Raw genomic sequence first — 12077 nt, forward strand, 5'->3', positions numbered from 1 at the left:
TTGCGCGGCTACCTTCCCACAAAGCGTGCGATTTGACCAGAGTCGGAGGGTTGGAGCGTCGATCAGCCATAGTCAATATTGCGGCGCAAAACAGTCCTGCCGTTCAACGATAAATGTCCTGAAGGCGGGTTGTGGTGAGAGGGCGTCGCACTCTATCGTCATGTTCAAACGAGTGTGTAACACAATGATAACTACCACACGCGGGAAGACGAATGACCCAAGACAGTACTCCTATCAGCGATGCGGATCCGGCCCTTGCGGATCAGGGTTCCCCCTCCTCGGAACAGAACGAATACTTTGCTCGATTCGTCAACGTTCAGAAGAGTTATGACGGTGTCGAACTGGTCGTCAAGGACTTCAATCTTGACATCAATAAGGGCGAATTCATCACTCTATTGGGACCGTCGGGCTCGGGCAAGACGACCTGTCTGATGATGATGGCCGGCTTCGAAACGCCGACCCACGGTCAGATTCTATTGAAAGGTCAGCCGATCAACGATTTACCCCCGCATAAACGTGGTATCGGCATGGTCTTTCAGAACTATGCGCTCTTTCCTCATATGACGGTGGCGGAAAATCTCGCCTTCCCGTTGGAAGTCCGTCATTACACCAAGGAGCAGATCAACAAGAGCGTAGCCCGTGCCCTGGCCATGGTTCGTCTGGAAGATTTCGGTGACCGGAGACCGGCGCAACTGTCCGGCGGGCAGCAACAGCGCGTGGCGCTGGCACGTGCCCTGGTGTTCGAGCCCGACCTGGTGTTGATGGATGAGCCGCTCGGGGCATTGGACAAGAATCTGCGCGAGGAGATGCAGTACGAGATCAAGCGTATCCATGCCAGCCTGGGCGTGACCATGATCTACGTCACTCATGATCAGAGCGAGGCGCTGACCATGTCGGATCGCATCGCCGTGTTCAACGATGGTGTGGTCCAGCAGCTGGCCGATCCGCAGACGCTGTATGAATCCCCGGCCAATGCGTTTGTGGCGTATTTCATCGGCGAGAATAACCGGCTGGTGGGTGACGTCGTGGAGCGCCTGGGCGATCAGTGCAAGGTGCAACTGGATAGCGGAGAAACCGTACTTGCCAAACCCGTGGCCGTCGGCGGTATCGGTTCTCGGACGACGCTGTCACTGCGTCCCGAGCGCGTGGCCGTGCTACGCGATAGCGACGATCCCCGCCGTGAAGGGCTCCAGAATTGCTTCACCGCCAAGGTGCAGGAGGTGATTTATCTAGGCGATCACTTGCGCACGCGGATCGCCGTTTGCGGCAACGAGGAGTTCGTCATCAAGACGCCCAATGCCGAAGGACATCACGCCTTGCGTCCCGGTCAACAGATCGAGGTCGGTTGGTCTAGTGATGACTGTCACGCCCTGGATGCGTGACGACGTTCAATTGACGATAACCCACAACAATTGATTGACAACAACAACCGAAAGGGAAACCAGAAATGTTCAAGAAAAACATGTTGCGTCATGCAATCCTGGCTTGTTCCGGTGCCTCTGTCGTGGTTATGGCAGGAGGTGTTCAAGCGGAAGAGCTGAATGTCGTCTCGTGGGGCGGTGCCTACAGCATGAGTCAGCAGAAGGCCTACCACGAACCCTGGATGGAAAAGACCGGCGATGAAATCGTCAATATCGATCGCAGCGGCAATGCGTTGGCCGGCCTACGTTCCCAGTTCGAAGCTGGCAACGTGACCTGGGATCTGGTCGATATGCTGCCGGCCGATGCCATGATCGCTTGTGCCGAGGGACTGCTCGAACCCATCGATCATGACGAGATGCTTGCCGATGCCCCGGATGGTACGCCTCCCAGTGAAGACTTCATCGAGGGCTCGCTGAGCGAGTGTTTCATACCCCAGATCGTTTATTCCAACATCGTCGCTTACAACACCGAGATGTTCCCCGAGGATGATCAACCTGATTCGATCGAGGATGTGTTCGATATCGAGAACTATCCCGGTAAACGCGCGTTGATCCGTAAGCCGATCAACAACCTGGAATGGGCACTCGTGGCTGATGGCGTCGAGCCGGAAGAGGTCTACGACGTGCTCAGGACGGAAGAAGGCGTGGACCGCGCCTTTGCCAAGCTGGATACCATCAAGGATGAGGTGATCTGGTGGGAAGAGGGCTCCCAGCCGCCGCAGTTGCTGGCTGACCAGGAGGTGGCGTTCGGCTCCGCCTATAATGGCCGCATCTTCAATGCCATGGTGAGCGAAGATCAGCCTTTCGAGATCATCTGGGATGCACAGGTATTCGAGCTCGATGGCTGGGTGGTTCCGGCGGGCAAGCTCGACAAGGTGGAAGACTACCTGTATTGGGCAACCGATACCCAGCGGCTTGCCGATCAGGCCAAATACATCTCCTATGGTCCGGCGCGTGAATCGTCGAACGAACTCGTGTCGACGCATGCCGAGACCGGTATCGAGATGGAAGAGCACATGCCCACCTATGAAGACAACTTCCGTACGGCCATCCCCAAGGATGATCCGTTCTGGGCGGATCACAATGACGAACTGACCCAGCGTTTCGACGCCTGGCTCGCCCAGTAAACGTTGTGACAAACCGGTGCGGGGTGTGCCTGATGGCCGCCCCGTTCCGGGTATCCGTTCCTTGTTCGGAGGTATTGCGTGTCTTCATCCGTATCATCCGGTGAGTTGACGACGGCCGATGGCGTACCGCTGAAAGTCAGTCTGCGGCGTGCCGTGCGCCGCTCCAGACTCAAGGCGCTACTGCTGGTGGCGCCGCTGCTATTGTTCCTCGTCATTGCCTTTGTCATGCCGATTTTCGACATGCTGTCGCGTAGTGTGGCCAATACGGAGATCGCCACGCATCTGTCACGGACGGTCGCTGCGTTGGAAGACTGGGATCCTCGATCGGATGAATTGCCCGAGGAGCCCGTTTACGAGGCGCTGGCGAATGATCTGGCCGAGGGGCATGAAAATCGCGCGATCGGTCGCCTGTCCAGTCGGTTGAATTATGAAAAATCGGGGATGCGTTCGGCGGTCATGCGTAGCGGCATGGCGAGTCGCACCATGGATCCCCCATACAAGGAAGGGTTGCTGGAGGCTCATGATGCCTGGGGCGACCTGGAGACCTGGCGACTCATCAAACGCGAATCGAGCCCGTACACCCTGTCCTATTATCTGGCGGCCATCGACAAGCAGTATTCGCCTGAGGGTGAGATCGTCGATGTCGCAGACGACCGTCGAATCTATCAAGGGTTGTTCTGGCGAACGTTCTGGATGAGTTCGGTCATTACACTGCTGACGTTGGTTCTGGGATTCCCCATCGCGTATCTATTGGCGAATCTGCCGCTACGCAAATCCAATCTGCTGATGATTCTGGTGCTGTTGCCGTTCTGGACCTCGCTGCTGGTGCGGACCACGACCTGGATTGCCATCCTGCAGTCTCAGGGGGTACTGAATGACATCATGGTCGTGCTCGGGGTCATTGCTGACGATGCCCGCTGGCAGATGATTCACAACAAGCTGGGTACGATCATCGCCATGACGCATATTCTGTTGCCATTCATGATCCTGCCGCTGTATTCGGTCATGAAGACGATTCCGCCGAGCTACATGCATGCAGCGCGATCCCTCGGGGGCAAGCCGTTCCTGTCATTCCGGCGGGTCTATTTCCCGCTGACGATTCCCGGGATTGCCGCCGGTGCGATTCTGGTCTTCATTCTCTCGATCGGCTATTACATCACTCCGGCGCTGGTCGGTGGGCAGTCGGGACGCTTCATCACCAATTACATCGCCTATCACATGCAGACGTCATTGAACTGGGGGCTGGCGGCCGCCATCGCTTCGATTCTGCTGTTCGTGGTGGTGGTCTTCTATCTCGTCTTCAATCGCCTGGTCGGCGTCGATAAAGTCAAACTGGGGTGACGATATGGCGATTCCTTCTTATGCAACCCGCAGTGAGCGCATATGGCATTACGTGTTTCGGGGATTGTGCGCGCTGATCTTTCTGTTCCTGATCGGTCCGCTTTTGATAATTATACCGTTATCTTTCAATGCTGAACCGTATTTCACCTTTACCAGGGAGATGCTGTCCTTTGATCCTGCAGGCTACTCGTGGCGTTGGTACGAAGACTTCTTCACATCATCGCGATGGCTGAACTCGATCAAGAACAGTTTCATTATCGGCATCTGCTCCACGTTACTGGCAACGGTGCTGGGAACGTTGGCCGCACTCGGGCTCAGTAGTCGACATATGCCGGCCAGGGGGCTGTTCATGGCGCTGCTGATTTCGCCCATGATCGTACCGTTGATCATTTCCGCGGCGGCCATGTTCTTCTTCTTCTCCAAGATCCATCTGGCCCAAACCTATTTAGGCGTGATTCTGGCGCATACCGTGCTGGGAATCCCGTTCGTTGTCATTACCGTGACGGCGACCCTGTCGAGTTTCGATACCACGCTGATTCGCGCTGCTCACAGTTTGGGCGCGAGTCCACAAAGAACCTTCTTCAAGGTGATCTTGCCGCTGGTGACGCCTGGTGTGGTATCGGGAGCGCTTTTCGCTTTCATCACGTCCTTCGACGAGGTCGTCGTTGTGCTGTTCGTGGCAGGCCCCGGACAGCGAACGATGCCGATTCAGATGTGGTCGGGGATTCGCGAGGAGATCAGTCCGACGATTCTGGCCGTGGCGACATTGCTGGTGATCCTGTCGATATTGCTGCTGACGACACTCGAGTTGCTGCGTCGACGTAGTGAGCGTCTGCGGGGCATGACGCCTTCCTGAGTATCGATTCTGTGCCGTCACAAGCGAACGCCCGGCTGTTCATTCATTGGCCGGGCGTTCGTATCGATGCAAAAAATATCCGTCGCGAGGGCTAAAGTCTACTGTATGGCCGTCGATAATTAGAAATAACCGTATAATGCCGGCTTTTTCCGGGCGTCACGGTGGCGCCATGCTGGTAAAAAGAACACAGCATCAAAGGGGGCGAACATGTCGACGATTCAGTCACTCGGCGTTGGGTCTGGACTGGACCTCAATGGCTTGCTTGATCAGTTGCGCGCAGCGGAAGAGGAAAAGCTGCAGCCGATCGAGGAACAGAAATCCAGCTATGAAGCCAAGATATCGGCTTACGGTGAGCTCGAGAGTTCGCTCTCCGAGTTTCAGTCGTCACTGTCGTCGCTCAATGATCCGGAGACGTTCACGAGCATGACCAGTGAGGCGTCAGGTTCGGCAGTGGATGTGGCAGCGAACTCCGAGGCATCGCCTGGTACCTATGATGTGGACGTCAATGCACTGGCACAAGCCCATTCGTTGGCCGCCGATGGCGTCGAGGATCGTGATGCCAGCCTGGAAAACGGTGCCGGTACCCTCTCTCTGGAGACAGCGGGAGGCGAGACAATGGATATAGCAATCGATGCCGACAGTTCGCTAAGTGATATCCGCGATGCCATCAATGCGGAAAATGGGGCGATCAGTGCTTCGATCGTCAATGATGGTAGTGACAAGCCGCATCGTCTGGTGCTGACGTCCAAGGACACCGGTGCCGATTCGGAAATGAACGTGTCATTCGATGGCGGGGGCATTGCCGGCGATATCCTGCAGTATGGCAATGGTGATGATGCCATGACGGAAACCGTCGGGGCGCAGAACGCGGACCTGACTGTTAACGGCATTGACATTACCAGCCAGTCGAACACGGTCGAGAATGGATTGGAAGGCGTTACGCTGGATCTTCAGGAAACCGGCAGTTCCAAGGTCACCGTCGAGCAGGATACCGAGTCGATCAAGGACGCTGTCACGGATTTCGTCGATAACTACAACGCCCTCCAGGATACGATGGGTGAGTTGACCGCGTTCGATTCCGAGTCCGGAGAAGCGGCCGAACTCATGGGCGACTCGACCTTGCGCGGGATTCAGACGCAATTGCGAAGCGCCTTGAGTGGTGGTGTCGAGGGTGAAGATGGTGCCTTGAGTCTGATGTCGGATGTCGGCATCAGCATGGATGTCGATGGCCGACTCAGCCTGGATGACGCCAAGCTTGATGAGGTGATCGAAACGGATCAGGAGACCCTGGTCGATTTCTTCGCCGGTGCTGATGACGACAGTGGTATGGCGGGCCTTCTGGATGCGCGGATGGAGACGGTGTTAGGGCCCAACGGAAGCCTGGAGACGGCGACCAATGGCTTGAATACGCGCATCGACGGACTCAACGATCGTGCGGAGAGTGTCCAGCGCAATATCGACAACACCATGGCGCGCTATCAGGAGCAGTTTGCTCAGATGGACAGCATGGTATCCGAGATGAACTCGACGAGTTCCTATCTCTCGCAGCAGCTTGGTGGCGGCGGCGGCGGCCTATCCAGCTTGATGTGATGCCGTATCCGCCGCTATTGAACCATAGGTGATGAATCCGAGTTTCATGCTCTGTGTTAGAAACAGGGTTTCAATGGGAGTGACTAGCGATGGCTGTGACTGCTTCTAAAAGTGGTTCGGGATATGCCAGGGGTGCAGGTGCGTATGCACGTGTGGGTGTCGAGAGCGGAGTGATGTCGGCCAGCCCGCATCAGTTGATCGTGATGCTTTTCGACGGCGCTCTGGCATCGATTCGGGCAGCCAAGCTGCATATGGAAAACGGGAACACTCAGGAAAAGGGGAAGTCCATTTCCAAGGCGCTGGATATCGTCAACAATGGACTGCGTGCCGTGCTGGACGGTGAGAAGGGTGGTGAAATCGCCGCGAACCTCGATGCACTCTATGACTACGTCGCACGGCAACTGTTGCAGGCCAACCTGCATAATGATGTCGAGAAAATCGATGAAGCGGTTCGTGTTCTCGATGACATCGGGTCCGCTTGGCGCGACATTGGGCCTCAAGTTAATGGAAATTGATGTTATGCAAGAGCCATCTCGCCACGATGCCACAACACCGCAGGAAGCGTTGATATCCTTTTACGAGGGATTGCTGGCACGCTCGACGCGCATGCTCACGCAGGCTCGGGAGGAGGATTGGGATGCCTTGATCGAAGAGGAATCCCAGTACGTGATCGACGTCGAACGGCTGTCCCGTATTGAAGGACAGGATGCTATGAGTCAGGAGCAGCAGGCCCGCAAGGATAGCTTGTTGGAACGGATCCTCGAGCAGGACATGGAGATACGCCAGCGTCTGATAGCACGCCGTGATGAGCTGGGGCAAATGATCGGCACGACCCGTCGACAGCGTGACCTGCACCGCACGTATCATGCTGCCAACCGTCGTTAGGTAATGTTGTGAGCGGTATCACGCCGATACTCGACACGCTGCTGCATCAGGTGCTGGGCAAGCGTGTCGATAATCCGTCCCCGAAGGTCCTCAACGAACCTGTCAAACCCATGACACCAAGTGAGGCACCGCGGGCGTTACATAGTGATTCTCGGCTGGACGCGCGTCAGCCACAGTTGACGCCTCTTGGAGGTGCCGCGGCTCGCGAGACACCACAAGAGGGTACGCCGGCGGCTCGGCAAGGGCAGACGCCGGCATCGACCACGACTCAATTCAGCCCAGCCGCCCGCTCGATAGCCGATATCCTCGTCAAGTTTCCCGCTCCTCCGTCGGCACTGTCTCCATCGGCGCCATTGATGTCTCCAAGTGGTCAGTCCGCCTCACCAACCCAGGTAGCATCCTCACTGCAAGCCAGCATCAATGAAAGTGGTCTGTTCTACGAATCGCATCTCGGGCGATGGTTCCGTGGCGAGCTTTCTCGTCAAGCTCTTGAACGCGAGCCTCAGATGCTGATGACGCGAGCCCAACGGCCCGCACCCGGTGATTTTGCTGCTCTGGGCTCTCTGAGGCCAGTCGGTTCGGCCCAGGCATCTCCTCCTGCACCGTTGTCGCCTCCCGATGCCCATACGGTGTCCAGACTGCTACCGCTGCTTGATCCAGCGTCGGCAGGCGGGCGAGGCGAACGGGGAGCCATGGCATCAAGTGTCTCATCTCAGATGTCGCCGGCGACCCCGACACCACTGTCGTCCACGCCCTCTATCGGGCAGCCGGGCCCGGTCGCTGCCAATCAAGGGGCGTCATCGGGGCAGGCAGCCTGGTCACCCAGTGATACCGCCATGGCGGACATGGCGTCACGCTCCGCGATAACGTTACAGGAGCCGGTCAATGAAGCGCTGCAGAGCGTTGTTCGTCATCAGTTGGAGATGCTGGTGACGCCGGTGCTGCGTTGGGAAGGTGATGTCTGGACGGGCATCTTCATGGCGCTGTTGGTGCATGTACCGGAACCCACGGATCAGCGCTATGGCAGGGAAGAGGAAGGGGAACACGATCAGCAGGAAGACGATGCTCCTCCCTGGCGTTCTGATATCACCCTGCGGTTGCCGCATCTCGGTGAACTTAGTGTGTCAATGCGGTTGGCGGGAGTGCGGTTGACGATGACATTGGCGAGTCCCTCGGCCGATGTCGTACGGTCGTTGGAAATGGGGCAGGGAGACTTGCGGTCGAGACTGGAAGCTTGCGGATTCGATGAAGTGCTGTTGCGGACTCATCTTTCCAACCTCGAGGGCACCGTTGAATGAATGATGGACAGGGGCATCATGCCGGTCGACGTCGACAGGCAGTGGCGTTGGCGTATCAAGAAGGAGACAATGCGCCACGAGTGTTGGCGCAAGGATACGGAGAACTGGCCGAGCGTATCGTCGATGAGGCCAAGCGGCAGGGTATCTATGTCCATGATGCTCCGGAATTGGTGGCCCTGCTGATGCAGTTGAACATCGATGAAGCGATTCCGCCCAAACTCTATCAGGTCATTGCGGAACTGTTGGTCTGGGTGAGAGAAATTGATTCTGCAAAGCAGAATGATTGATGATTGTCCGGCTTGTTTTGTACACATCAGCGTATCCTTTTGCTGTATCGATTTGTAGTAAAATGTATCAGCTAGCGTTGTGTGTTTACCGTGCTGATACTTTCATTTCCTTCCGCTATTTTATAACTAATTGATAATAAAGATTTCTATTGATATCCATGACCTGGGTCATGCTTTAGTATGGGTTCCATTGACCCTTGGGTGTGTTGAAACCTTTCATAAAAAAGTCTCACAATGACATTAATAAATAAAGTGGACGAAACATCCACTGAAGGGTTCATAACAACCAGACGTCATACGTCGATAACCCGATAAACACGCAGGGGTTTACAATGCAAAACGATGGTATTCTGGATGAAATCCAGGAAATCAATCTCTCGTATCTGCTTCTCGTTCAGCGAATGTTGAGTGAAGATCGCACGACGGCGATGTTTCGCTTGAAGATCGATGAATCGATGGCGGATTTACTTGCCTCACTTTCCGTCAAACAACTCAGTCAGCTATCCCGAACCAATCAACTGCTGTGTCGACTCTGTTTCGATGAGCCGGATCAGTTGATGAAGCTTACGCACAACCAGCGTGAACAGGGGCTGTCGCAGACGCACGCGTCGTTGTTGATGGCATCGTCAACGACGGCCGGAGCCTTGTCAGCACAAGGGAGTTGAGCCGTGACGGAAAAAAGTCTTGTCAGTGAAATGCAGCAGGTGCAGATGGCCATCGAGCTGATTGAGCTGGGTGCGCGCCTGCAGGTGCTCGAGACCGAAACGGAGTTGAGCCGAGGGCGATTGATCAAGCTCTATAAAGAGGTGCGGGGCATGTCACCACCCAAGGGAATGCTGCCGTTTTCTACAGACTGGTTCATCACTTGGCTTCCCAATATCCATTCATCGTTGTTTTACAATATCTATCGTACGTTGGCCCATGAACAGCAATGTGCGCGAATGGAGGCGTTCGTCAAGGCATTCCGCCTGTATCTCGAGCAAATTGCCATCGATGGCGCCGAGCCTGTTCTGGGACTAACGCGAGCCTGGACGCTGATACGTTTCTTCGAGAACGATATGCTCGAGTTGATCGAGTGTAATAGTTGCGGCGGTCATTTCGTGGCACATGCTTACACACCCTCGAAGCATTATGTCTGTGGTATCTGTCAGCCCCCTTCGCGTGCCGGGAAGACGCGCAAGCCTGCAGGGTCGCGTCAGTCGGTGGCCGACGCGGTGATGACGAGTGCCCGGGTTGCGGTGCGTTGACTGTCACGTTTCATGACTGATTGATGCAGGCATACCACATGAACCTCGTGCCTCGAAGTGCGGGGTTTTTTTTGGTCTCTCGCCAGGCACCGCATCAATTTTTTCAGGATGTGGCCCTCAAGCACTCGAAGCTCTTGCCGATAACAGGGGTAATACATAGCGCCTGATGTCGCAAATCGTCGTGGATAAGGAAGCCGGTTGTGCTGATACCTATCGGATTTATCATCGTAACGCTCTCTGTCTTTGGTGGCTTTTCCCTGGCGGGAGGGCACCTGGGTCCCCTGTATCAGCCCACCGAGGTACTGATGATCGTCGGGGCCGCTGTCGGCTCCTTTATCGCTGCCAACAATTTCAAGGCGATCAAGGCGACGCTGCGGACCACGAGCAAGCTCAAGCGCACCACCAAGTATGACAAGGAAACCTACATGGAGCTGATGGCCTTGCAGTACAAGCTGCTGACCAAGGCCCGTCGTGACGGCATGCTTGCGATAGAGCGCGACATCGATAACCCGGAAGAAAGTGCGCTGTTTTCCGATTATCCCAAGATCCAGAACGACCCCATGATCATGGGGTTCCTGACGGATTACCTGCGTCTGATGATCAGCGGCAACATGGATCCGCACCAGATCGATGAATTGATGGAACATGAAATCGATGCTTTCGAGCATGAGGCACACATTCCTGCCGATGCGCTGTACAAGGTCGGTGATGCACTGCCGGCCTTCGGTATCGTTGCCGCGGTGATGGGCGTTATCAAGGCGTTGAGCTCTGCCGATTCCGGGGCGGCCGAAATGGGGGTGATGATTGCCCATGCGCTGGTAGGCACCTTTCTCGGCATCCTGCTGGCCTACGGGTTCGTCAATCCGCTTTCCAGTCGAATCGACCGCCAGGTCGCTGAAGCCGTGAAAATGCTTCAGTGCATCCGCGTCACGCTGCTTGCCAGCCTCAACGGGTATGCGCCGCAATTGTCTGTAGAATTCGGCCGCAAAGCATTGCATACCGCCGAGCGTCCCACCTTCACCGAGCTGGAAGAGCATGTTCGTTCGGCCAAGGGAACCGGAACGGGGGGCGCATGAGCGAAGAACGCCGTCCGATCATCATTCGGCGCAAGAAGGTCGTCAAGGCACATCATGGAGGGAGCTGGAAGATCGCACTGGCGGATTTCATGACGGCGTTGATGGCGCTGTTTCTGGTCATGTGGATCCTGGCGACGGCTAGCGAGGAAGAGTTGGAAGGCATTGCCGAGTATTTCAACACCTCCTTGTCAGCGGCCATGGCGGGGGGGGACAAAACGACTGCCAGTGACAGTGCGATACCAGGCGGTGGCCCGGACCCTGCCCATCAGGACGGTGAGCGCATGCGTATCGATACCCGGACGCAAACGCGGCCCAGTGATGAGCGTCGGACTTTCCGTAACCTTCAGCACAAGCTCGAATCGGTCATCGAGAGCGATCCTCAACTGCGTAACCTGCGTGATCAGATGCGTTTGGACATGACACCCGAGGGGCTGCGTATCCAGTTGGTCGATTCCGAGAAGCGTCCCATGTTCGAACTGGGAAGCGACCGGGTGGCCCCGTACATGAGCGATTTGCTGCAAACCATCGCACCGCTTCTCAATGAGCTGCCCAACCCGATCAGTATCACAGGGCACACGGACAACCTGCAGTACGCCTCGGGACAAGAGAATTACAGCAACTGGGAATTGTCCTCGGATCGGGCAAATGCCTCCCGGCGTGAGCTGATCGAGGGCGGTCTCGATTCCAGCAAGTTGCTGCGAGTGACCGGTCTCGGGGATCGCGTGCCGTTGGCCGACAGTGAGCCGGGAGACCCGGTCAATCGACGGATTGCGATCCTGGTCCTCGATCGGGAGGCCAAGGCACGCATCCAATCTCAGGGCGAACCTGGAGCCGGTGTGGGGTTGCCACCATCCCCTGCGGGCGACTCGCTGCGTTCAGACATCAACCTGGGGCCTGTCAATCGCTTCAGGCAAGGGTTGCGTGACGCAACTACCGATGGATAGCCCTA

General features: G+C 56.2%; 13 protein-coding genes. All 13 read left to right on the plus strand.

Annotated features, from left to right (window positions below; all coding sequences use genetic code 11):
* The first annotated feature begins 212 nt into the window (after positions 1-212).
* The 13 genes from BLW01_RS16460 to motB all read left to right on the plus strand — a co-directional run bounded on the left by BLW01_RS16460 (position 213) and on the right by motB (position 12072).
* Positions 213-1382: an ABC transporter ATP-binding protein gene (locus BLW01_RS16460; protein WP_092571700.1), complete on the plus strand. Its 1170-nt coding sequence runs from the start codon at positions 213-215 to the stop codon at positions 1380-1382.
* 65 nt (positions 1383-1447) lie between these two features.
* The gene (locus tag BLW01_RS16465; protein ID WP_217635557.1) at positions 1448-2548 is read left to right on the plus strand and encodes an extracellular solute-binding protein; all 1101 of its coding nucleotides are present in this window, start codon (positions 1448-1450) and stop codon (positions 2546-2548) included.
* A gap of 78 nt (positions 2549-2626) precedes the next feature.
* The gene (locus BLW01_RS16470; protein ID WP_229806487.1) at positions 2627-3889 is read left to right on the plus strand and encodes an ABC transporter permease; all 1263 of its coding nucleotides are present in this window, start codon (positions 2627-2629) and stop codon (positions 3887-3889) included.
* Positions 3890-3893: 4 nt separating this feature from the next.
* Complete coding sequence (locus tag BLW01_RS16475; RefSeq protein WP_092571702.1) at positions 3894-4745, plus strand: ABC transporter permease; 852 nt, start codon at positions 3894-3896, stop codon at positions 4743-4745.
* Positions 4746-4952: 207 nt separating this feature from the next.
* On the plus strand, positions 4953-6335 hold the full coding sequence (fliD, locus tag BLW01_RS16480; RefSeq protein ID WP_092571704.1) for a flagellar filament capping protein FliD: 1383 nt from the start codon (positions 4953-4955) through the stop codon (positions 6333-6335).
* 95 nt (positions 6336-6430) lie between these two features.
* Positions 6431-6850 (plus strand): flagellar export chaperone FliS, encoded by a 420-nt coding sequence (gene fliS / locus BLW01_RS16485; protein WP_092571800.1) that lies wholly within the window; start codon positions 6431-6433, stop codon positions 6848-6850.
* Between the two features lie 4 nt (positions 6851-6854).
* A complete protein-coding gene (gene fliT, locus BLW01_RS16490; RefSeq protein WP_092571706.1) occupies positions 6855-7220 on the plus strand; it encodes a flagellar protein FliT in 366 nt (121 codons plus the stop codon).
* A gap of 8 nt (positions 7221-7228) precedes the next feature.
* Entirely contained in the window at positions 7229-8518 is a 1290-nt protein-coding gene (gene fliK, locus BLW01_RS16495; protein ID WP_092571708.1) for a flagellar hook-length control protein FliK, read from the plus strand.
* On the plus strand, positions 8515-8805 hold the full coding sequence (locus tag BLW01_RS16500; RefSeq protein ID WP_092571711.1) for an EscU/YscU/HrcU family type III secretion system export apparatus switch protein: 291 nt from the start codon (positions 8515-8517) through the stop codon (positions 8803-8805). The genes fliK and BLW01_RS16500 overlap by 4 nt, the downstream gene beginning before the upstream one ends.
* Positions 8806-9137: 332 nt before the next feature.
* Entirely contained in the window at positions 9138-9470 is a 333-nt protein-coding gene (gene flhD, locus BLW01_RS16505; protein WP_092571713.1) for a flagellar transcriptional regulator FlhD, read from the plus strand.
* A 3-nt stretch (positions 9471-9473) separates the two neighbouring features.
* Positions 9474-10052, plus strand: coding sequence for a flagellar transcriptional regulator FlhC (gene flhC / locus BLW01_RS16510; RefSeq protein ID WP_092571716.1), 579 nt, complete (start codon positions 9474-9476; stop codon positions 10050-10052).
* Between the two features lie 200 nt (positions 10053-10252).
* A complete protein-coding gene (gene motA, locus BLW01_RS16515; protein ID WP_092571718.1) occupies positions 10253-11128 on the plus strand; it encodes a flagellar motor stator protein MotA in 876 nt (291 codons plus the stop codon).
* Positions 11125-12072 (plus strand): flagellar motor protein MotB, encoded by a 948-nt coding sequence (motB, locus tag BLW01_RS16520; RefSeq protein ID WP_092571720.1) that lies wholly within the window; start codon positions 11125-11127, stop codon positions 12070-12072. The genes motA and motB overlap by 4 nt, the downstream gene beginning before the upstream one ends.
* Positions 12073-12077: the final 5 nt, after the last annotated feature.

The organism is Aidingimonas halophila (assembly GCF_900106955.1).
GTDB classification, from domain to species: Bacteria; Pseudomonadota; Gammaproteobacteria; order Pseudomonadales; family Halomonadaceae; genus Aidingimonas; species Aidingimonas halophila.